The organism is Stenotrophomonas maltophilia group sp. SKK55 (genome assembly GCF_057179845.1).
Map to the genome: position 1 here is coordinate 72422 of NZ_JBXUHP010000014.1, position 20838 is coordinate 93259.

Consider the following 20838-nt stretch of genomic DNA (forward strand, 5'->3'; position numbering starts at 1 on the left):
GGTTGGGTGAATGAACGCGCCGCGGGCCCTGACGGGGTTGGTGGCGTGCAAGGTAAACTGGCCCCGTTCATCGAAGGTTACCCCACGCAGTCATGACGACCCGAGTCCTTACCGGCATCACCCCCTCCGGCACGCCCCACCTGGGCAACTACGTTGGCGCCATCCGTCCGGCCATCGCGGCCAGCCGCGCGCCGGGGATCGAGAGCTTCTTCTTCCTGGCCGACCTGCACAGCCTGATCAAGTCGCAGGACCCGCAGCGCACCCAGCGCGCGACCCTGGAGATCGCGGCCAGCTGGCTGGCCTGTGGCCTGGACCCGGAACACGTGTGGTTCTACCGCCAGAGCGACATCCGCGAGACCACCGAGCTGATGTGGTTCCTGACCGCCATCGCCAGCAAGGGCATCCTCAACCGCGCGCACGCCTACAAGGCGGCGGTGGACAAGAACCGCGAGGAAGGCGTGGACGAGGACGCAGGCGTCAGCGCCGGCCTGTTCATGTACCCGGTGCTGATGGCGGCCGACATCCTGATCTTCAAGGCCAACCAGGTACCGGTGGGCCGTGACCAGATCCAGCACATCGAGATGGCGCGCGATTTCGCCCAGCGCTTCAACCACGTGTACGGCAAGGAGTATTTCCCGCTGCCGGACGTGGTGATCGACGAGCAGGTGGCGACGCTGGCGGGCCTGGATGGCCGCAAGATGAGCAAGAGCTACCACAACACCATCCCGCTGTTCGTGCCGCGCGAGGAGCTGAAGAAGCTGGTGTTCTCGATCCTGACTGACTCGCGCGCGCCGGGCGAGCCGAAGGACACGGAGGGCTCGGCGCTGTTCCAGATGTACCAGGCCTTCGCGACCCCGGAGCAGACCGCGGAATTCGCCAGGGCCTTTGCCGCCGGCATCAGCTGGGGCGACGCCAAGCAGCAGCTGTTCGAGCGCATCGACAGCGAGCTGTCGCCGCTGCGCGAGCGCTACAACGCGCTGATGGCCGAGCCGGAGAAGATCGAAGCGCTGCTCAAGCGCCGTGGCCAGCAGCTGCGCGAGCAGTTGGCGGCACCGCTGCTGGACGAGCTGCGCCATGCGGTGGGCCTGCGTGACCTGTCCAGTGCCGGTGACATCGCCAGCGAAGATGCCGGCGTGGCCCGCGTGGCGCCGCCGCAGTTCAAGCAGTACCGGGAAAAGGATGGCCGGTTCTACTTCAAGCTGACCGCTGGTGACGGCACGCTGCTGATCCAGAGCGAAGGCTTCGATTCGCCACGTGATGCGGGCCAGCTGATCGCGGTGATCAAGCAGGCAGAGCAGGGCGACCAGCTGCAGAGCGAGCTGTTCAAGCTGGACGCCGAGGTGGACGCGGTACTGGCCGCCCTGGCCGCGCTGCGCGAAGCGGCCTGATCGCCGGGCCTGCCCCTGCCCTTTGTAGAGTCGAGCCATGCTCGACTCGGCTCGGCTTCTGTAGAGCCGAGCCCATGCTCGGCTGGGTAGCAAAGCAGCCGAGCATAGGCTCGGCTCTACAGGGAAGCCCCCCGCCGGCACGACCGTGGCACAGCACCCATGGCATGATGTCCGCGCGCCTCTGGCGCGATGACATGGAGTCTGCGATGGCCTGGTTGTCGCTGCTGCTGTTCCTGCCCTGGTTCCTGCTGCTGGGCAGCCTGTACTGGCTGTTTCCGCGCCAGCCGCGCAGCGCGCGGCGGCGCCTGTTCGATGGCACCACCCTGTTCGTGGCGTTCGCGCTGAGCATCGTGTCGATGCTGTGGGGCTACCGCATTGGCGTGGTGCAGCCCGGCGCCGGCCCGATCTGGCCGCAGGTGCTGGCGGTGCTGTATGCCTATGGCGCGTTCCTGGCGGTCCTGGTGCTGGCGTTGCTGCTGCGGCCGCGATGGCTGGACCGGTAGAGCCGAGCCTATGCTCGACTGATGCCTGACAGAATGGCAGCCGAGCGTGGGCTCGGCTCTACAGAAGAGCGCCCTCCGACCAAAGCCGCATCGAACCCGGGCCGCATGCGCGCCTACCATGGGCGTCTGTTTCCGAGACTGTCAGGTGCGTGCCGATGACCGCCGACCCCAGCATCCACACCATCGATACCGGTTTCCAGCGCCCGGACTTCGACGCGGCCTACCTGATCGTTGAAAACGGCCGCGCGGCCTTCGTCGACTGCGGCACCGGCCTGTCTGTGCCGGCGATGCTGCAGGCGCTGGCGAACGCTGGCCTGGGCGTGGACGCGGTGGACTGGCTGCTGCTCACGCACGTGCACCTGGACCACGCCGGTGGTGCAGGCCTGCTGATGCAGCAGTTGCCGAATGCGAAAGCGGTGCTGCATCCGCGCGGTGCGCCGCACATGATCGACCCGACCCGGCTGATTGCGGGTGCGACGGCGGTGTACGGCGCCGAAGAGATCGCGCGCAGCTACGGCCGCATCGAGCCGATTCCCGAACACCGCGTGGTGGTTGCCGAAGACGGCCACCGCATCGATCTCGCTGGCCGCGAGCTGGTGCTGCTGCACACGCCGGGCCACGCACTGCACCATTATTGCGTGTGGGATGCGCGCAGCCGCAGCTGGTTCACTGGCGATACGTTCGGCATCTCCTACCGCGAGCTGGACAGCGCGCAGGGTGCTTTCATCTTCCCGACTTCCTCGCCGGTGCAGTTCGACCCGGAGGCAATGAAGGCCTCGATCCAGCGCATGCTGGGCTATGGCCCGCAGGCGATGTACCTGACCCACTACGGCCGCGTGGAGCAGGTGCAGAAACTGGCCAACGACCTGTTCGAGCAGATCGATGCGATGGCCGCGATCGGCCGCCAGTGCGATGGCCGGCCGGACCGTCACCGCTGCCTGCTGGCCGCACTGCAGGCGCTGTCCCTGGAACGTGCACAGCTGCATGGTTGTGCGCTGGACGATGCGGCAGTGACCGCCGTGCTGGCGATGGACATCGAACTCAACGCGCAGGGCCTGGCCTGCTGGCTGGACCGCATCAGCAGGTAGACCCACGCCCTGCGTGGATGACGTGGGCCCAGGCTGCGCCGTGATGTCACGACCACGTTACACTCTGGTGACTTCCAAGCTAGCCGTGGTACTGCCGTGAATCCGATGCGCGTGTTGCTGCTGTCGTCCTGCCTGTTCGTCGGGGGCCTGGCCCATGCGGCCAACGACCTGCCGGGTGGCGGCATCGATCCGCAGGCACTGTCGCGGCATGTGCGCGTGCTGGCGTCGGATGAGTTCGAGGGCCGCGCACCGGCCACCGAGGGCGAAGAGCGCACGGTGCAGTACCTGATCGAGCAGTTCCGCAGCTATGGCCTGCAGCCGGGCGGCGTAGACGGCAGCTGGGTGCAGCCGGTGCCGCTGGTGCGCGCGCAGCTGGAGGGTGAGGCCAAGGCCAGCCTGTCGCTGAAGCAGGGCAAGCGTGCGCTGGCCAATGGCGTGGACGTGACCCTGCAGAGCCTGCAGCCGCGCAAGCGCGTGCAGATCAAGGATGCACCGTTGGTGTTCGTCGGCTACGGCATCGACGCACCGGAACGCCACTGGAACGACTACAAGGACGTGGACCTGCACGGCAAGATCGCCGTGGTGCTGATCAACGACGCCGACTTCGAAGCCGATGCACCGGGCGCGTTCGACGGCAAGGCGGTGACCTACTACGGCCGCTGGACCTACAAGTTCGAGGAAGCCGCACGCCGTGGCGCCGAGGGCGTGCTGATCGTGCACGAGACCGCGCCGGCCGCCTATGGCTGGGCCACGGTGAAGAGCTCGGGTACCTCGCCGCTGTTCGACATCGAACGCAGCCAGGCCGAGGCGATGGCGCAGCACACGCCGCTGCGCGGCTGGATGCAGCGCGAGCTGGCCGAGGCGATCTTCGCCGACGCGGGCCTCGACTTCGATGCGGAGAAGCGCAAGGCGATGCGTGCCGACTTCCGCCCGGTGGCGCTGGACAACGCCAAGCTGAGCGTGGACTTCGCGCTCAAGCGCGAACAGGTGGTGACCCGCAACGTGGTCGCCAAGCTGCCCGGTGGCGAGCATGCCGACGAGGCGGTGATCTTCTCCGCGCACTGGGATGCGTTCGGTATCGGCCAGCCCGACGCCAAGGGCGACCGCATCCGCCGTGGTGCGATCGACAATGCCACCGGCGTGGCCACGGTGCTGGAACTGGGCCGTGTGTTCGCCGCTGGCCCGCAGCCACAGCGCACGCTGTACTTCGTGGCACTGACCGCCGAAGAGAAGGGCCTGCTGGGCGCCAGCTACTACGCCGCCCATCCGCTGGCGCCGCTGGACAAGACCGCTGCGGTGCTGAACATCGAGATGTTTAGTCCGGATGGCCCGACCCGCGACATTGCCTCGTGGGGCAAGGGCCGGGTGTCGCTGGAAGGCGATCTGGAGCGCGTGGCCAAGGCCCGTGGCCGCAGCTACAGCCCGGACCCGAACCTGGAAGCCGGCTTCTTCTACCGCGCCGACCACTTCGCCTTTGCCCGCCTGGGCGTGCCGGCGATCACCATCGGCCCGGGCCTGGACAAGCTGGACGGTGGCGTTGAAGCCGGCCGCGCGCTGCGCGAAAAGTACTTCGCCGACTGCTATCACCAGGCCTGCGATGCCTGGACGCCGAGCTGGGACCCGAGCGGCCACGCTGCCGACACCCTGCTGGTCTACGACCTGGGCGCCGAGCTGGCCAACAGCCGCCGCTGGCCGACGTGGGAAAAGGAATCGGAGTTCCGCGGCGCGCGCGACAAGAGCGAAGCGGCCCGCCGTTGAGGTAGTGCCGGCCGCTGGCCGGCAACTCCCTGCTCTTTCCGAAGGTTCATGAGGTTGCCGGCCAGCGGCCGGCACGACCAGGTGTTTGTCAGCGTCGGCGCAGCAGCGTCCACGCGCCCCAGCCACTGGCAGCCAGCGCTGCCAGATAGCACGCCACCATCGTGCGCAGTCCAACCGGCGACCCCGCATTGATGCCGCGATGCAGGCGCAGGTGCAGCGAGCTGTGGCCGCTGCCCAGGTCCATCGCCAGCTGCAGCGCCAGCGCGGCGCAGAACACCAGCAGGGCGACCCCGAACCCCGTGCGCGGCCACGTGGCCTGCGCGTTGGGGCGGCGCAGCACCCAGGCCAATGCCGTGGCTGCGGCCAGCGTCACCGCGATCCACATCAGCGCGGTGGCGGGAGACGTAGCGGCCACCGGCATTGCACCAGTGGCCGCGATCAGGGCAACGCGCTTACTTGCGGGTGCCGTCGAGCCAGTTCGGGCCCTTGTTGGTAAGGAAGAACACATAGACCACCAACGATACCGCGATCGTGGCGGTCACGTAGATGGCGAACCAGTCGACGTGGCCGGTCTTCAGCGCGCCCTGGTACAGCAGCGGGGCGGTGCCGCCGAACAGCGAGTTGGCCAGCGCATAGCCCAGGCCCACGCCCAGTGCACGCACGTGGGTGGGGAACAGCTCGGCCTTCACCACCGCGTTGATCGAGGTGTAGCCGGTGAGGATGACGAAGGCCAGCGCCAGGGTCAGGAAGGCCAGGGTGGCGTCATGCTGGTGCGGCAGCTGGGTGATCAGGTACCAGCTGTACAGCACGCCGCCGACGCCGAAGAACACCAGCAGGGTCTTGCGGCCGATGATGTCCGACAGCCAGCCGCCGACCGGTTGCAGCACCATCAGGAAGGCCAGCACGCCCAGGTTGATCAGGGTGCCGGTCATCGGGTCGTTGCCGGCGAAGGCGCTCTGGATCATCTTCGGGCCGTTCACCGAGTAGGTGTAGAAGGCCACGGTGCCGCCAGCGGTGATCAGGAAGCACAGCAGCAGCGGCCGCCACTGGTGCACGAACAACTCGTACATCGAACCGGACTTCTTTGCCTTGCCCTCGCGCGCGGCTTCGATGGACGACTCCGACAGCGATTCGTCCATGCCCCGGCGCAGCCAGAACACCACCACCGCGGCGATGCCACCGATACCGAAGGCGATGCGCCAGCCCCACTCGGAGATCTCCGGCTTGCCCCAGAAGGTCAGCATCAGCAGCAGGGTCAGCTGGGCCAGCACGTGGCCGCCGACCAGGGTGACGTAGTGGAACGAGGACAGGAAGCCGCGACGGCCCGGAATGGCGGCCTCGGACATGTAAGTGGCGCTGGCACCATACTCGCCGCCAGTGGCGAAGCCCTGCAGCAGGCGCGCGAACAACAGGATCACGGCGGCCCAGATGCCGATGCTGGCGGCGGTGGGGGTGATGGCGATGAGGAACGAGCACAGCGCCATCAACGTGACCGAAACGGTCAGCGCCAGGCGGCGGCCGTGGCGGTCGGCGAAGCGGCCGAAGAACCAGGCGCCGATCGGGCGCATCAGGAAGGTCGCCGCGAAGATCGCCCACACGTACAGGGTGGAGTTCTTGTCGTCCGGCGAGAAGAACTGCGATTCGAAGTACACGGCGAACACCGAGTACACGTAGACGTCATACCACTCCACCAGGTTGCCGGCGGAGCCTTTGAGGGTGTTGGAAATCGACCGCCGCAAGGCGGCACGGTCGTTCGCGGGGACAACAGGTTGGTACGTGGTGCTCATCTGGGTGGAAATCCTCGATGCGGCGCGTCCGTGCGCAGGGAAAACGGCGTCCGGTCTTGGGGCGGCGCGGCCGGGCAGCCTTCTTGGTACTGCATCGGCCGTCAACACGGGGTAGCAGACCAGAGCAGGGTGCATGGATGGATGACAGCGTGCCACCGTATGGGGTCCCGGACCATACTCAAAACGTCCTAGAATCCGCCTTCCCCCGGCTCCCTGGTGTGTCATGTCGGCTCCCCCCTCTTCGTCTGCGGCTGCCCCCCGGGGTGGCCTTGTCGCGCTGGCACTGCTGCTGGTCTACGTGGTCTGGGGCTCGACCTATCTGGGCATCGCCAAGGCCCTGCACGGCGGCGCACTGCCGCTGACGATGGTCTCCGGCAGCCGCTTCATCATTGCCGGCGGCCTGATGTTCCTGGCCTTGCGCCTGTTCTGGAAGCTGCCGAACCCGACGCTGCGGCAGTGGCGCAACCTGGTCATCATGGGCGTGACCATGCTGGTGCTGGGCAACGGCATGGTGGTGCTGGCCGAGCGCGAAGTGTCCTCGGGCCTGGCCGCCACGGCGGTGGCCTCGGTGCCGCTGTGGATGGCGCTGTTCTCGGCGCTGCGCGGGCAACATGCCAGCCGTGGTGAGTGGCTGGGCATCGCCATCGGCTTCCTCGGCGTGGTCTGGCTCAACGCCGGCAGCAGCCTGACCGGCTCGCCGACCGGGCTGGTGCTGCTGCTGATCGCGCCGATCGGCTGGGCGTTCGGTTCTGTGTGGGCACGCGGCCTGGACCTGCCGGGTCCGTTCATGACCGCGGCCGGGCAGATGATCTGCGGCGGCGTGCTGCTGGTGCTGATCGGCCTGGCGGTGGGCGAGCGCCCGACCACGCTGCCCGATACCGGTGGCCTGCTGGCGATGGCCTATCTGTGCGTGTTCGGCTCCATCGTCGCGTTCACTGCCTACGTGTGGCTGCTGCAGAACGTGCGCCCGGCGCTCGCGGGCAGCTACGCGTATGTCAATCCGGTGATCGCGGTGCTGCTGGGCGCGCTGCTCAACGGTGAGCGCTTCGGTTGGCGCGACCTGCTGGCCATGGCGGTGATTCTTCTGGGTGTGGTGGTGCTGACAATGGCAAGGACGAGAAGGAAGTGAGCATGGACGAGAAGGAACAACGCCGGGGCCTGCTGGTCACCGCATCCACCTTCGTGATCTGGGGCCTGGTGCCGGTCTATTGGCACCTGCTCAACGAGGTGCCCTCGTTCCAGATCATCGCCCACCGCATCATCTGGAGCACGGTGCTGGTGCTGGGTTGGCTGTTGATCAGTGCGCGCCTGGGCTGGTGGCGGAAGATCGCCGCGCAGCCGCGCGCGCTGCCGATCCTGCTGGTGTCGAGCCTGACCATCGCCTTCAACTGGGGCCTGTACATCTGGGCGGTCAACGCCGGTCATGTCATCGAGACCAGCCTGGGCTACTTCATCAACCCGCTGGTGAACGTGCTGCTGGGCGTGCTGGTGCTGAAGGAACGGCTGCGCCGGCTGCAGTGGGTAGCGGTGGCAATGGCGGCGGTGGGCGTGGCCTGGCTGACCATCGATGCAGGTACGCCACCGTGGATCGCGCTGGGCCTGGCCTGTTCGTTCGGCCTGTATGGCCTGCTGCGCAAGCTGGTCTCGGTCGACCCGGTGGCCGGCCTCGGCGTGGAGAGCATGTACCTGTTCCTGCCGGCGCTGGCGTTTGCGATCTGGGCCGAGAACGGCCACGGCGGTGCGTTCTTCCATGGTTGGGGCTGGCGCAACGACCTGCTGCTGATCTTCGGCGGCGCGGTCACCGCCGTACCGCTGATCGGCTTCGCCTATGGCGTGAAGCGCATTCCGCTGTCGCTGGTCGGCATCCTGCAGTACATCGCGCCAAGCCTGCAGCTGCTGCTGGGTGTGTTCTTCTTCCATGAGGCCTTCGATACCGGCAAGGCGATCGGCTTTGCCGCGATCTGGGCTGGCCTGGTGCTGTTCGTCGGCGACAACATCCGCACGATGCGCGCCAAGCGCTAGCGCCGGCGGGGATCCGACCCCGCTTCCACGCAAAAAAGAACGGCGCCCCGAGGGGCGCCGTTCTGCTTCCATCCACGGCCAGGAGAGAGATGGCCGTGACGGGAACGCGGTTGCAGGCTTAGAAGCGCTGCTGGTACTTCATGTACATGAAGCGGCCGATGTCGAAGCCACCGTAGTAGGTGAAGCTGCTGTTCGGCTGGCTGTACATGATCGGGCCCTGGTGGTTGAACACGTTGTTCACGCCCAGCGACACGGTGCCATCCCACGGCAGGCTGTAGCGCACCTGCAGGTCGTGGAAGGTGTTGGAGCCCACCTTGTTGGTCGGCGAGGCGCTGGTGTACGACGAGTTGAAGCCCGGCATGTTGCACTCGTCCATGTACGAGCACTTCTCCTTCATGCTGGAGTAGTAGCGCGCGGTCCAGCCGATGCCGAGGTCGCCGTACTGCCAATCCAGGTTGAAGGTGGAACGCACGCGGAAGTCGCCGGCCCAACCGGTACGCTGTTCCACCGGGGTGGTGGCGGCGCTGTCGTTGCGCTGCTCCAGGTAATCGGTATAGGTGGTGTTCCAGTTGACGGCGAACTTGCCGAACGCGGTTTCCGGCAGGCGGTAACGCACGTTGATGTCATAGCCGGCGGTTTCGCGGTAGCCCGCGTTGACCAGCGAGCGGTCCAGCGAGTTGACCTGGCCGTTGCTGCCACGAGTGAAGCGGCCACAGGCAGCATCCGAACCCTGCACGTAGCACTGTTCCAGGATGTTGGTGGCCGACTCACCGACGATGGCGTTGTTGATGCGGATCTTCCACCAGTCCAGGCTGACGTCCAGGCCCTGCACGAAGTCCGGGCTGTAGACCAGGCCCACGGTCCAGGTCTTGGCGGTTTCCGGCTTCAGGTCCGGGTTGGAACCCGAGCTGAAATCGGTGGTGGCCTGCTGGCCGGGCTTGGTGGCCACGCTGCCATCGCTGTTGAGCTGGCGGAAGTTGGCCGGCACCTTCAGCGCCTGGCAACGGGCAGCGACGGCCGGGCTGGTGGCGGCGGTGCCGAAGGAGGTATCGCACGGGTCGGTGAACGAGTCGCGGCTGCTGACGGTGCCGCCGTACAGGTCATCCACGGTCGGCGCACGGAAGCCGGTGCCGTAGGTGGCGCGCACCAGCAGGATGTCGATCGGCTTCCACTTCAGGCCGAACTTGCTGTTGGTGGTGGAACCGAAGTTGTTGTAGTCCGAGTAACGACCGGCCACGTCCAGCGACAGTTCGCGGGCGAACGGCAGGTCGGCCAGCAGCGGCACCTGCAGTTCCAGGTAGACCTCGTTGAGCGAGTAGTTGCCGCGGGTCGGCTGGCCGCTGGTGCCGGCGATCTCGCCCTTCTGCACCTTCATGTCCGGCGTGTAGCTGGCCTCCTCGCTGCGGTGCTCGAAGCCCATCGCGGCCAGGATGTCGCCGGCCGGCAGGGTGAACAGCGAACCGGAGATGTTGCCGCTGGCGACCTTGGTGGTGCTCTGCATCTTGTCGACGAAGCGGGTGAACAGGTAGTCCTGCACGTCCTGGTTGCTCAGCGAGCCCGGGCCGGTGTAACCCATCGGGGCGGCCGGGTTCCACGGCACGCAGCCGGTGATAACCGCGCCCGGCGCACCGCAACGGGCCACGTTGTCGTCCATGAAGGACGGGCCGACGGCCAGGTTGACGTGCGGCTGGTACATGCTGCCGGTACCGATGCGCTCGCCTTCGTTGCGGTTGTACATGTAGTTGATGTTCCAGTCCCAGTACCGCGAACCGGTTTCGAAGCTGCCTTCCAGGCCGATGCTGGCGCGCTTGGTTTCCAGGTTGTTCTCGGTGCCGCGCGGCAGTTCCTCGGTGCGGTGCGCGAACAGCGCATCCTGGCCCCACAGGTTGAACGCGCTGTCCTTGGACAGGGCGGCACGGCTGCCATTGCGGGCCTGCGCGGCGCTGACCGAGTACGGGTAGCCGGCCAGGTGCTTGGTCGACTCGCGCTTGCTGTACAGCGCGTCGGCGACGATGCGCAGGTTGTCAGTGATCGAGAAGCCACCGTTGGCGAACACCGAGGTGCGCTCCAGGCCGGTCAGCAGGCTCATGTTCGACTTGGTGTTGGCACCATCGGCCGGGTCCGGCGCATGGAAGTTGCCGGCCTTGCTCGGGTCGCCGCCCGGACCCACGGTCAGGTTCTTGCCACCGACGGTGACGTAGCCCCACGGCGTGTTGCCGTTGAGGCCATCGTTCGGGTGACGCGGGCCGTTGGTGTAACGGCTGAACTCGCGGTCCTTGCCCAGCACCTCGTCTTCCTTGGTGCGCTCGGCGCCCACGCTGAACCAGCCGCGTTCGAAGGTCTTGCCGAAGGTTGCACTGTAGGCGCGCTTCTGGCCGTCACCCTGGCCGTACTGGCCGACATAGACGCTGGCTTCGCCACCATCGAAATTCTTGCGGGTGATGATGTTGACCACACCGGCGATGGCATCGGAGCCGTACAGCGCGGAGGCGCCGTCGGTCAGCACTTCCACGCGCTCGACGATGGACGACGGGATCGAGGCCAGGTCGGAGTAGCCGCCGGCGCTGACGCCCATGCGGCGGCCGTCGATCAGCACCAGGCTGCGTTCCGGGCCGAGGTTGCGCAGGCTGACGTACATGCCGCCGAAATCGCGCGAAGAAGTCAGCGACGAGGCGCGGCTCATGCTCGGTGCACCGGCGGCAGGAATGTCCTGCAGGATGTCGGCGACGTTGACGTAACCCTTCTTCTCGATCTCGGCGCGGTTGAGCGCGACCACCGGCTGTGCGGTTTCGACACTGGCCTGGCGGATGCGCGAGCCGGTGATTTCGATGCGGTCGAGGTTGGTCGGGGTATCGCCGGCGCTCTGTGCGAAGGCGGGGGCGGTGCAGCTGGCGGCCAGCGCGATGACGATCGCGTTGCGCAGCGGATTGGTTTTCAGGGACATCCGTGAAATCTCGTGTTTCAGTAAAAACATGCGCCCGTTCTATGGGCGCGTGGGGTGCTGCAAACCAACGTGGGGGGCGCGATTCTAGAATGTTTCCATTCGTAACGGTTTGTCTCGACGCCGCTGGAAGTGCGCGAAGATGAATCGCAACCAACAATCCACAGATGCACTGTGCGCAGCGTCACGCGCGCTGCGTTTGCGATGAGCAGAGGCATCGATAGCGGCGGGTTTCCTGCAATCTGTAGCAGTGCATGTGCGCAGGCATCCATCCACGCATGGCGTGGATCTACTGCATCGAGATCGGGGTCAGATCCCTTCGCGTAGCGAAGGGATCTGACCCCGCCAACGAAAAAGGGACGGAGCCTTCGCTCCGTCCCCTGCGTGATGCGCAGTCCACCGCTGCATGATGCTCAGGTTTCGCGCAGCGCCGTGGTGATCGGCAAACGCGCCGCGCGCAGCGCCGGGAAAAGGCCGCCGACCAGGCCGATGCCCAGTGCCCATTTCAGGCCGGTCCACAGCAGTTCCGGTGATACGTGGAACTTGAACACCACCGCGCTGAAGTTGCTGCCGATGGTGGACACGCTGTAGCCATTGAACAGCAGCCATGCAACCGCACAGCCGAGCAGGCCACCGAGCAGCGCCAACAGCATAGTTTCCAGCATCACCGCCGTCACCACCGGCAGGCCGCGGAAGCCGATCGCACGCATGGTGGCGATTTCGCGGGCGCGCGTGGCCACGGCCGCATACATGGTGTTGAGCGCGCCGAACACCGCACCGACCGCCATGATCGTGCCGATCACCTTGCCCAGGATGTCGATCAGCTTGGTCAGCCCGCCGCCCTGCTTGCTGTAGTAGACGCGGGTGGTTTCCACGTCCAGCTTCAGGCGTGGGTCGGCAGCGACGGCCGCCTTGAACTGATCGAAGCCGGCCTTGCCATCGGTACGCACGCTGATCGACTGCCAGGCACTGCGCTGGTAGGTGGTGGCCAGCGTATCGGCGTCGGTCCACAGTTCCGAATCATGCGCATCGCCAGTGGCGAACACACCGACCACGGTCCAGGTCTGGTTGCCCAGCGTCAGCGTCCTGCCGACCTCCATGTCGCGGAACTGGCCCTTGGCGCCCTGGCCGACCACGATCTCGCGCAGCCCGGTGGCGAACTTGCGGCCCTCAACGATCTTGACCTTGTCATGCACCGCCCACGCCTGCGGGCCGACGCCGCGGAACTGGGCGTTGACGTCGGTGCCATCGGACTTGGACACCAGGTTGACCACCTGCGACAGCTCCGGTGACAACAACGGCCGGCCCTGCGCATCGCGGCTGATGCCGGGCAGGGTGGACAGCATGGGTACCTGCTCGCGGGTGATCACCGAGTTGGTCTCGGCCTGCGAGCCACCGCGCAGCACGATGGCAGTGGTGTCATCGCCGGTGTTGTTGAGCGTGGCCTGGAAGCCTTCGCCCATCGCCAGCATCGCCACCAGCACGCCGACCACGCCGGCAATGCCGACCACGATCACCGAGGACGCGCCCCAGCGTTGCGGCAGGCTGGCCACGCCGATGCGGGTGGCGGCCAACGCCAGCCGTCCACCGCGGGTCAGCAGCAGCCACAGCGTTACCAGCACGGCCACGGCCAGCACGCCAAACCACGGCAGCCCGATCCACAACACCAGGCCGATCGCAAGCAGCAGCACGGTTACGCCGTTGCCCAGCCATTTCTTGAGCTTGTTCATCTGCAATCCTCCTCAGCGGCCGGCCAGTGCATCGACGATCTTCAGGCGCTTGGCACGCAGCGCGGGCAGCAGCCCGACGATGATGCCGATCACTACGATCAGGCCCAACCCCATCAGCCAGGTCGGCGTTGGTACGTGTGGCGGCAGCATGCCCATGCTCTTCGGGCCGATCGCCGGCAGGATCAGGGCGGCCAGGCCCATGCCGATCAGGCCACCGAGGCCGATCAGCAGCACCGATTCCACCATCACCAGGGTCAGCACGGTGCTGTCCTTGAAGCCCAGCGTTTTCAGCGTGGCCAGCTCCGGCACGCGCTCACGCACGGCCTGCGCCATGGTGTTGCCGGTCAACAGCAGCAGGGTGAAGAACACCGCGCCCATGATCGAGGTGACGATCATGCCGATATCCGCGAACTGCTTGACGAAGGCCTGCTGGAACGCCGATTCGGTCTGGGTCTTGGTCTCGTGGTCGGAGTTGGCCGAGATCGCATCGATCGCCTGTGCCACCCGCGAAGAGTGGTCCGGGTTGTCCAGCGTCACCGTGTACCAGCTCACCTGGTTCTTGATGTAGTCGTTGGATTCGTCGAAGTACTTCCAGTTCATCATCAGCTGGCGTTCTTCATTGGCGGCCAGCGCGCGGTCCTTGGAGCGGTAGACGCCCTTGAGCACCAGTGGCCAGTCATTGCTGCCGCCACGCGGGAAGATCGTCGCCTGCAGCGGGATGGTATCGCCGATCTTCCAGCCGAACTGCTTGGCCAGGGTTTCGCCGACGATGGCGCCGGTGCGGGTCTGCTTCCAGTCCTCCAGCTGTGCCGGATCGATCTGCAGCTCGCGGTAGACATCGAAGTAGTTGGGTGACACCGAGAAGTTCGGGAAGAAGTTCTTCGGGTCCTGGTAGATGCCACCAAACCACATGCCATAAGCCACGTCACGGACACCGGCTACCTGGCGCACCTGTGCTTCCAGCCGGATCGGCAGCGACTGGGTGATCGACAGCCGCGAGGCCACGATCAGCCGGTTGGCACCTTCCACGCTGCCACCCGACGAGAACGCCACCCGCACCGAATCGAGCATGCCGAACAGCAGGAACGCGGCCACCACCGACAGCAGGGTCAGCAGGGTGCGGGTACGGCTGCGGAACAGCTGTGCCCACACCAACGAGAAGTATTTCATCGCCGTGGCCTCCGTCAGTGGGCCAGCGGCGCGTCGGCCAGCTCGCCCTTGTCCAGGTGCACCGTGTGCGTGGCGTACTCGGCGGCCTTCGGGTCATGGGTGACCATGATGATGGTCTTGCCGTGCTCGCGGTTGAGCTGCTGCAGCAGGCCGAGGATCTCCTCGGCCGATTGGCGGTCGAGGTCGCCGGTCGGTTCGTCGCAGATCAGGAAGGTCGGGTCGGAGACGATCGCGCGGGCGATCGCCACGCGCTGCTGCTGGCCGCCGGACAGTTCATTCGGGCGGTGGCTGCGGCGGTCGGCCAGGCCGACCAGGGTGAGCGCGATCTCGGCATTGCGGCGGCGCTGCGCCGCGCTGAGGTGGGTCAGCAGCAGCGGCAGTTCCACGTTCTTCTGCGCGGTCAGCATCGGCATCAGGTTGTAGAACTGGAACACGAAGCCGACATGGTGACTGCGCCAGGTCGACAGCTGGCCGCCACTCATCTGGTCGATGCGCTCGCCCTCGATGCTGATCTCGCCGCCAGTGGGGCTGTCCAGGCCGCCGATCAGGTTGAGCAGGGTGGTCTTGCCCGAACCGGACGGGCCCATCAGCGCAACGAAGTCGCCGCTGGCGATGTCCAGGTCGATGCCGTGCAGCACCTGCACTTGCTCGGGGCCACGCTGGTAGGTCTTGGTGATGTTGCGCAGTGAAACCAGGGTCGACATGGGTGGTTCTCCACGGGAAGCGGGAAACGGGGAAGCGAACCTGCGGTGGCCGCAGGCGTGCGTCGAGCGATGCTGCCGGCCGCGCCCACGGGCGCCAGGCCGTTACTGCGCTTGTTTCTGTTGCACCTTGGCGCCATCGCGCAGGGTGTCGGGTGGGTTCACCACCACCGGCTCACCTGCGCTCACGCCCTTGAGGATCTGGCGGTCCTCGCCCATCGCCTGGCCGGCCTCGACCGTGCGCTGCTGCACGCGGTTCCCGTCACCCAGCACGAAGGCCACCGAGGCACCGTCGCGCTGGACCACGGCGCCGCCCGGCACGCGCACGCCCTGCGGCTTGGCGGCCGCCTGCGGCTGCGCCTGTTCCAGGAAGCTGACCCGCACGCCCATCTCCGGCACGATGCGCGGGTCTTTCACCTTCAGCGCCACGCGCACCTTCACCGTGGCCTTGCCGCGGTCGGCGGTGGGGATGATGGCGATCACCTCGCCGGGAATCTTCCATTCCGGGTAGGCGTTGAGCGTGGCTTCCACCGGCATCTTCGGCTGCACGCGGCCGATGAAGGCCTCGCCGACCTCCACTTCGATCTCCAGCGAGTCCATGTCCACGATGGTGCCGATGCCGGTACGGGTGAAGCCACCACCCGCCGACAGCGGCGAAACGATCTCACCGGGCTGCGCCGCCTTGGCGGTGACCACTCCGGAGAACGGCGCGCGCACGATGTTGTTGTCCACGCCCAGATCGGCGATGGCCAGCTGGTCGTTGGCAACCTTGACGTTGCGCTGCGCGGTATCCAGCTGCGCACGCAGGCTGTCGCGCTGGGCCACGGCCTGGTCGTACTGCGAGCGCGAGACCAGCTGCTGGCCAACCAGCGCCTGCAGGCGGCTGGCTTCGGCGGCGGCCTGCCTCTGCTGCGCCTCCAGCCCGGCGACCTGGCTGCGTGCGGCCTGCAGCTGCGAGGCGTACAGGCTGCGCTGCGCGTCGGCATCGATCGGGTCGAGCGTGGCCATCACCTGGCCAGCTTCGACCCGCATGCCTTCTTCGATCATCACCTCGCGCACCTTGCCGGTGATCTTGGCCGATACCGTGGCCATGCGCCGGGCGACCACGTAGCCACTGGCGTCGAGCACCGAGCTGCTGGCGCTGCCCTGCTGGATGGCCACGGCGGGAGCGGTTTCCACCTCTACGGCCGGTGCGCGACCGAACAGGTAGGCCACGGCCGCGGCGACCAGCAGCACGACCACGATGATCGCGATCCACAACCCGCGGCGACCACCGCCATTGCCTCGGGAGGCCGGCGGCGGCGACTTGCGGTCGATACGGAGTTCCTTCAACAGCTCGGCAGAAGCGTTCATTCGTTCCATCACATGCGTTCGGGCGGGTGTGGCCGGAAGCGCGGACGACGGCGGTTCCGGCGGTGGAGCGTGCGGCACAGCATGAAGGCAGGTACAGCGATGACGGCAGTGACAGCTGTCATCCGATGACACTGACGGCGGCAACTGCGAAATGTGACCACGGCGGCACAGGATGGCAACGTTCCCGCTACCGGTACCGCTCGTGGATCCGATCGCCCCATTGCCGGCCCGCCGCAGCGGCACCACCAAGCGTACCGTGATCTGCGCTCGGTTGCGCCGGTGCCAACTGGCCGGCGGCGGCGCCTGCGCGCAGCCGGCCGAACTGGCATGATCGGCGGCGATCATCCCCGCCTGGAACCGCCTGTGCCGTCCACCTGGCTTGCCTCCCTGCTGCGCCCCGCGCCGGACTCGGCGGTGGCCGAGACGCTGCGCCGGGGAAAATCACCCTGGAGCGAGGCGATCCACCTGCTGTGGTCGGTGTGGATCTTCCTGACCCCCTTGCTCGGCCATGGCTTTACCCTGCGCTGGCTGCTGCTGACGCTGGCCAGCTATCCGGTGTTCCTGCTGCTGTACGCCAAGGTGATGGTGGCGCCGCGCCATCACGCCCCGCGCTATGCCCTGGGCCTGATCGCGATGTCGCTGGTGCTGCTGCCCTGGTACCCGTCCGGGCTGACCTACTTCGTGTTCGGCTGCGTGCTGCTGCGGGTGAGCGGTCGCGGCGGCTGGTGGCAGTATCTGCTGCAGCTCACTGGTCTGAACCTCCTGTTCTGCAGCCTCGCACTGCTGTTCCAGTACCCGTGGCAGAGCCTGGTCTGGATCCCCGCCGTGTCCTATATCGTCGGCCTGGTCGTGAACGTGGAGGCACTCAACCAGCAGAAGGATGCGGCACTGCAGCTTTCGCAGGACGAGGTGCGGCGGCTCGCAGCCACCGCCGAGCGCGAACGCATCGGCCGCGACCTGCACGACCTGCTCGGCCACACCCTGTCGCTGATCACGTTGAAGCTGGAACTGGCGCGCAAGCTGCACGACCGCGGTGATGCACGCGCGCGGCAGGAGATCGGCGAGGCCGAGGCCATCGCCCGCGAGGCGCTGGCGCAGGTCCGAAGTGCGGTCACCGGTATCCGCGCCAGCGACCTGGCCGGCGAGCTGGCATCGGCGCGGCTGCTGCTGGAGTGCCAGCAGGTCCACCTTCAGTACGCACCACCACCGGCGATGCCGGTGGATGTCGAACGCGGGCTGGCGCTGGTGCTGCGCGAGGCCGCGACCAATATCGTGCGCCATGCACAGGCGACGCAGGCACGGGTGGAGTTCATGCTGGAGGGACGCATGCTGGCGATGCAGATCCGCGACGATGGTCGTGGCGGCGTGCAGGCGGAGGGCAATGGGTTGTGCGGCATGCGCGAACGCGTGGCCGCCCTGGGTGGAAGCCTGCAGGTGCAGTCCGCAAAGGGCGAGGGCACGGTGCTGACCGTGCGCGTGCCACTGGCCGCTGCGACCACACCGCTGCCGCCAGGCGTGCCGCCGTCGCTGGTGCAGGACGGTGCCGCATGATCCGCATCCTGCTGGCTGAAGACCAGGCGATGGTACGCGGCGCACTGTCGGCGCTGCTGGGCCTGGAAGCGGATATCGAAGTGCTGGGCAGCGCCGCCGACGGCGAAACCGCGTGGCGCATGCTGCAGCAGCTGCAGCCGGACATCCTGGTGACCGACATCGAGATGCCGGGCCTGTCCGGGTTGGAGCTTGCACAGCGCATCGCGCGTCACGAGCTGCCGATCAAGGTGGTGATCGTGACCACCTTCGCCCGCGCAGGTTTCCTGCGCCGCGCGCTGGAAGCCGGCGTGCTGGGCTACCTGCTGAAGGACGCACCGGCCGAGAACCTGGCCGAGGCACTGCGCAAAGTGAAGCAGGGCATCCGCGCGATCGACCCGCAGCTGGCACTGGATGCGTGGTCGCAGGCCGATCCGCTGACCGACCGCGAGCGTCGCGTGCTGCGGCTGGCGGGCGAGGGCCGCACCGCCAGCGAGATCGCCGAGCAGTTGGGGCTGTCGCACGGCACGGTGCGCAACTATCTGTCCGAGTGCATCGGCAAGCTGGGCGTGGCCAACCGGATCGAGGCGTACCGGCTGGCGCGGCAGAAGGGGTGGTTGTAGCGGTGCCTTGCGTTTCCCGGTGATGTCATTTCCGCGACCGCGGAGGGGTGTCACTTTCTTTGCGCGCAAAGAAAGTAACCAAAGAAACGCTCCGCCGGCCGCGAGCCGCCGCTACGCGACGGTTCCCTGTGCTCCTCGGTCCGTCGAGGTACGGCGCGGGAACTCGCTGCGCTCAGACACCCGCGCCTCTTCGCCCTCGCCGGACCTGCGGTGCTCGGCTCGCTCAAGGCGGACTTGAAGGTCAAGATCAACAGCAAGAGCATCCACGCATGGCGTGGATCTACTGGGTGCAGCTTCCGCCTTTGACGTTGGTTCCGTCTTTTAGCGAGCCGAGCATCGCAGGGGAATCAGGGGCGCAGAGGCGCCGATGTCTGAGCGCAGCGAGTTCGGCGCCGGCCCCTGATTCACCGAGAAGCGCAGGGTACCGGCGCATAGCGCCGGCTCGCGTTCTGGCGGCGTGTTTCTTTGGTTACTTTCTCTGCACGAGCAAAGAAAGTGACACCCCTCCGCGGTTGCGGAAACGATCCGCCGGGAACTCCCGGCGAACCCGATCATCACTCCTTCCCGCGCGCCATCGCCTGGAACACCCCGTCCCGCCGCACCCACAGGTGGAACAACGCCGCACCCACATGCATCAGCACCGTGGCGAACAACACATAGGCCAACAGGCTGTGCGCATTGCGCAGCGCGGCATACAGCGCCGGGGTATGCGGCACGATCGGCGGCAGGTGCAGCCCTCCCCACAGCACGATCGGGTATCCGCCAGCCGACAGCATCGCCCAGCCGATCAACGGCATCGCCAGCATCAGCGCGTACAGCATCCAGTGCGAGGCCTTGGCCGCTACCCCCTGCCAGACCGGCAGGTCGGCAGGCAGCGCCGGTGGGCGATGGCGCAGCCGGTTGTACAGGCGCAGCAGCGCCAGCAACAGGATCGCGATGCCCAGTGGGCGGTGCAGGTCGATCAGCGCGGGACGCAGGTGCAGCGAGGCGACCATGGTCACGCCGATGAACAGCATGGCGACGATCATCAGTGCCATGGACCAGTGCAGCACCCGCGCCAGCAGGTTGAAGTGGCCGTTGCCGGTGCTCATCGTGCGGCCTCCTTCGGTTGTTCGACATTGCCGGCGGCGCGCTCGCGTTCACGGCGGTTGAAGGACTGCGAGTACACCGCCGAGCGGGCCGCCAGGATCGGATCATTACTGCCGCGCACCCCACTGGGCAGGATCAGCGGATCGAAGTTGATCTGGCCGCAGGCGCCTTCTTCCTGCGACTGCATGCGGTCCAGGCTGAGTACGCCCGCCACTACCTGGTCACGCGACTCGGGCCACGGCACCGACGGATCATCGATGGCGTCGCCGGGCTCGGCAGTGGTCACGACCAGGTTCCAGCGTACCGGGCCGCGGGCCAGGCGCTGCTGCAGTTCCTGGCTGAGGAAATCGACGCTGGCCTGCTTGCGCGCTTCCGCATCCATCTCCACCACCGGCGCCAGCGGCTGCCAGCGCCAGCGCACCGCACGCTTCTGGCCCTGCGCATTGGTGAACCAGAAACTGTTGACGCTGTTGAAAGTGGTGTCGGCCCAGCTGCTGGTCCATGGCGCTGTCTTCGCCCACTGCTGGAACGCCTGCGCACTGGGGTATTTCGCCAGCACTGCCGCCATCTTCTGCGGGTCCGGCTTGCCGGTGGCCGGGTCGGGAATCGAGGCGCGCGTCTGCTCGTAGAACGCCTCGGCCGTGGGTACCGCGAAGAACGGGAAGCTGTTCATCGCCATGCGCCATTCCTGGCCATCATCGCTGACCATCTGCACCGCCAGGCTGCGCACGCGTGCGGTGTTGTCGGCGCCGTAGGGGTCGCCGCCACCGATTGACAGGCGGCCCATCACCGGCACCCGGGTCTGCGAGAACACCCGGGCACTGGACAGGGTAGGGGCCTGCGCGCTGGGTTCGAACCAGCCGCTTACGCAGATGCCCTTGCTGTGTGCACGGCGGAAGCCCGGATGGGCCGGGCCGGTGGCCTCGATGGTGTCGGTGAAGCGCTGCGCGGTGAGGCGGTCGCCCATCCAGCCGGCCAGCCAGGCGAAGGCCAGCACCACGGTTCCCAGGATGAGCGCGATCAGCGCGATCCAGAGCAGGGGGGAATGCTTGCGCGGTGCGCCCGGCGTCTGGCCGGAACGGGTGTAGCCGAAGAGCGACATGGTCGGAGTCCTGCCTTCACGGAGCGTGTGGGTGGTCGACCCACACATCCTCGCAG

17 protein-coding genes are annotated in these 20838 nt (G+C 67.0%); 8 read left to right on the forward strand and 9 right to left on the reverse strand.

Annotated elements, in window-relative coordinates; translation table 11 throughout:
- The first annotated feature begins 92 nt into the window (after positions 1-92).
- The 4 genes from AC2A1N_RS08535 to AC2A1N_RS08550 all read left to right on the forward strand — a co-directional run bounded on the left by AC2A1N_RS08535 (position 93) and on the right by AC2A1N_RS08550 (position 4737).
- Entirely contained in the window at positions 93-1388 is a 1296-nt protein-coding gene (locus tag AC2A1N_RS08535) for a tryptophan--tRNA ligase (RefSeq protein ID WP_005420592.1), read from the forward strand.
- A gap of 206 nt (positions 1389-1594) precedes the next feature.
- Positions 1595-1891, forward strand: coding sequence for a hypothetical protein (locus AC2A1N_RS08540; RefSeq protein WP_061478773.1), 297 nt, complete (start codon positions 1595-1597; stop codon positions 1889-1891).
- 155 nt (positions 1892-2046) lie between these two features.
- Positions 2047-2979, forward strand: coding sequence for an MBL fold metallo-hydrolase (locus tag AC2A1N_RS08545; RefSeq protein WP_242892244.1), 933 nt, complete (start codon positions 2047-2049; stop codon positions 2977-2979).
- A gap of 105 nt (positions 2980-3084) precedes the next feature.
- The gene (locus tag AC2A1N_RS08550) at positions 3085-4737 is read left to right on the forward strand and encodes a M28 family metallopeptidase (RefSeq protein WP_134969268.1); all 1653 of its coding nucleotides are present in this window, start codon (positions 3085-3087) and stop codon (positions 4735-4737) included.
- An 88-nt stretch (positions 4738-4825) separates the two neighbouring features.
- On the opposite strand, the gene AC2A1N_RS08555 is transcribed toward AC2A1N_RS08550, so the two are convergent.
- Both AC2A1N_RS08555 and AC2A1N_RS08560 read right to left on the reverse strand, forming a co-directional pair.
- A complete protein-coding gene (locus AC2A1N_RS08555) occupies positions 4826-5158 on the reverse strand; it encodes a hypothetical protein (RefSeq protein WP_229298503.1) in 333 nt (110 codons plus the stop codon).
- A 31-nt stretch (positions 5159-5189) separates the two neighbouring features.
- Positions 5190-6524, reverse strand: coding sequence for an MFS transporter (locus AC2A1N_RS08560; RefSeq protein ID WP_061478770.1), 1335 nt, complete (start codon positions 6522-6524; stop codon positions 5190-5192).
- A gap of 223 nt (positions 6525-6747) precedes the next feature.
- Here AC2A1N_RS08560 and yedA point away from each other — a divergent pair, with 223 nt between their 5' ends.
- Positions 6748-7653: a drug/metabolite exporter YedA gene (gene yedA, locus AC2A1N_RS08565; RefSeq protein ID WP_061478769.1), complete on the forward strand. Its 906-nt coding sequence runs from the start codon at positions 6748-6750 to the stop codon at positions 7651-7653.
- The gene (gene rarD, locus AC2A1N_RS08570) at positions 7650-8546 is read left to right on the forward strand and encodes an EamA family transporter RarD (protein ID WP_061478768.1); all 897 of its coding nucleotides are present in this window, start codon (positions 7650-7652) and stop codon (positions 8544-8546) included. Before yedA ends, rarD begins: the two co-directional genes overlap by 4 nt.
- A gap of 118 nt (positions 8547-8664) precedes the next feature.
- Here rarD and AC2A1N_RS08575 read toward each other — a convergent pair whose 3' ends face one another.
- The 5 genes from AC2A1N_RS08575 to AC2A1N_RS08595 form a co-directional block, all read right to left on the reverse strand.
- Positions 8665-11490 (reverse strand): TonB-dependent receptor, encoded by a 2826-nt coding sequence (locus tag AC2A1N_RS08575; RefSeq protein ID WP_484372021.1) that lies wholly within the window; start codon positions 11488-11490, stop codon positions 8665-8667.
- Positions 11491-11900: 410 nt separating this feature from the next.
- Entirely contained in the window at positions 11901-13217 is a 1317-nt protein-coding gene (locus tag AC2A1N_RS08580; protein ID WP_061478766.1) for an ABC transporter permease, read from the reverse strand.
- Positions 13218-13229: 12 nt separating this feature from the next.
- The gene (locus AC2A1N_RS08585; protein ID WP_061478765.1) at positions 13230-14387 is read right to left on the reverse strand and encodes an ABC transporter permease; all 1158 of its coding nucleotides are present in this window, start codon (positions 14385-14387) and stop codon (positions 13230-13232) included.
- Positions 14388-14401: 14 nt separating this feature from the next.
- Positions 14402-15091 (reverse strand): ABC transporter ATP-binding protein, encoded by a 690-nt coding sequence (locus AC2A1N_RS08590; RefSeq protein WP_005420572.1) that lies wholly within the window; start codon positions 15089-15091, stop codon positions 14402-14404.
- Between the two features lie 102 nt (positions 15092-15193).
- Entirely contained in the window at positions 15194-16441 is a 1248-nt protein-coding gene (locus AC2A1N_RS08595; protein ID WP_242892256.1) for an efflux RND transporter periplasmic adaptor subunit, read from the reverse strand.
- A 327-nt stretch (positions 16442-16768) separates the two neighbouring features.
- Between AC2A1N_RS08595 and AC2A1N_RS08600 the strand changes: the two genes are divergently transcribed.
- Positions 16769-17992, forward strand: coding sequence for a sensor histidine kinase (locus tag AC2A1N_RS08600; RefSeq protein ID WP_154350080.1), 1224 nt, complete (start codon positions 16769-16771; stop codon positions 17990-17992).
- On the forward strand, positions 17989-18591 hold the full coding sequence (locus AC2A1N_RS08605) for a response regulator transcription factor (protein WP_005420563.1): 603 nt from the start codon (positions 17989-17991) through the stop codon (positions 18589-18591). The genes AC2A1N_RS08600 and AC2A1N_RS08605 overlap by 4 nt, the downstream gene beginning before the upstream one ends.
- A gap of 554 nt (positions 18592-19145) precedes the next feature.
- Here AC2A1N_RS08605 and AC2A1N_RS08610 read toward each other — a convergent pair.
- Positions 19146-19682 carry a cytochrome b gene (locus AC2A1N_RS08610; RefSeq protein WP_005420561.1) on the reverse strand — a complete coding sequence of 179 codons (537 nt, stop codon included), beginning with the start codon at positions 19680-19682 and terminating at the stop codon, positions 19146-19148.
- Positions 19679-20782, reverse strand: a complete 1104-nt coding sequence (locus AC2A1N_RS08615) for a catalase family peroxidase (protein ID WP_242892259.1) — start codon at positions 20780-20782, stop codon at positions 19679-19681. The genes AC2A1N_RS08610 and AC2A1N_RS08615 overlap by 4 nt, the downstream gene beginning before the upstream one ends.
- Positions 20783-20838 lie beyond the last annotated feature (56 nt).

What these genes read in the sequence shown, in the direction of transcription:
- AC2A1N_RS08535 (WP_005420592.1), top strand. Translation starts at nt 93, where the DNA reads ATGACGACCCGAGTCCTTACCGGCATCACCCCCTCCGGCACGCCCCAC.
- AC2A1N_RS08540 (WP_061478773.1), top strand. Translation starts at nt 1,595, where the DNA reads ATGGCCTGGTTGTCGCTGCTGCTGTTCCTGCCCTGGTTCCTGCTGCTG.
- AC2A1N_RS08545 (WP_242892244.1), top strand. Translation starts at nt 2,047, where the DNA reads ATGACCGCCGACCCCAGCATCCACACCATCGATACCGGTTTCCAGCGC.
- AC2A1N_RS08550 (WP_134969268.1), top strand. Translation starts at nt 3,085, where the DNA reads ATGCGCGTGTTGCTGCTGTCGTCCTGCCTGTTCGTCGGGGGCCTGGCC.
- AC2A1N_RS08555 (WP_229298503.1), bottom strand. Translation starts at nt 5,158, where the DNA reads ATGCCGGTGGCCGCTACGTCTCCCGCCACCGCGCTGATGTGGATCGCG.
- AC2A1N_RS08560 (WP_061478770.1), bottom strand. Translation starts at nt 6,524, where the DNA reads ATGAGCACCACGTACCAACCTGTTGTCCCCGCGAACGACCGTGCCGCC.
- yedA (WP_061478769.1), top strand. Translation starts at nt 6,748, where the DNA reads ATGTCGGCTCCCCCCTCTTCGTCTGCGGCTGCCCCCCGGGGTGGCCTT.
- AC2A1N_RS08575 (WP_484372021.1), bottom strand. Translation starts at nt 11,490, where the DNA reads ATGTCCCTGAAAACCAATCCGCTGCGCAACGCGATCGTCATCGCGCTG.
- AC2A1N_RS08580 (WP_061478766.1), bottom strand. Translation starts at nt 13,217, where the DNA reads ATGAACAAGCTCAAGAAATGGCTGGGCAACGGCGTAACCGTGCTGCTG.
- AC2A1N_RS08585 (WP_061478765.1), bottom strand. Translation starts at nt 14,387, where the DNA reads ATGAAATACTTCTCGTTGGTGTGGGCACAGCTGTTCCGCAGCCGTACC.
- AC2A1N_RS08590 (WP_005420572.1), bottom strand. Translation starts at nt 15,091, where the DNA reads ATGTCGACCCTGGTTTCACTGCGCAACATCACCAAGACCTACCAGCGT.
- AC2A1N_RS08595 (WP_242892256.1), bottom strand. Translation starts at nt 16,441, where the DNA reads ATGAACGCTTCTGCCGAGCTGTTGAAGGAACTCCGTATCGACCGCAAG.
- AC2A1N_RS08600 (WP_154350080.1), top strand. Translation starts at nt 16,769, where the DNA reads ATGATCGGCGGCGATCATCCCCGCCTGGAACCGCCTGTGCCGTCCACC.
- AC2A1N_RS08605 (WP_005420563.1), top strand. Translation starts at nt 17,989, where the DNA reads ATGATCCGCATCCTGCTGGCTGAAGACCAGGCGATGGTACGCGGCGCA.
- AC2A1N_RS08610 (WP_005420561.1), bottom strand. Translation starts at nt 19,682, where the DNA reads ATGAGCACCGGCAACGGCCACTTCAACCTGCTGGCGCGGGTGCTGCAC.
- AC2A1N_RS08615 (WP_242892259.1), bottom strand. Translation starts at nt 20,782, where the DNA reads ATGTCGCTCTTCGGCTACACCCGTTCCGGCCAGACGCCGGGCGCACCG.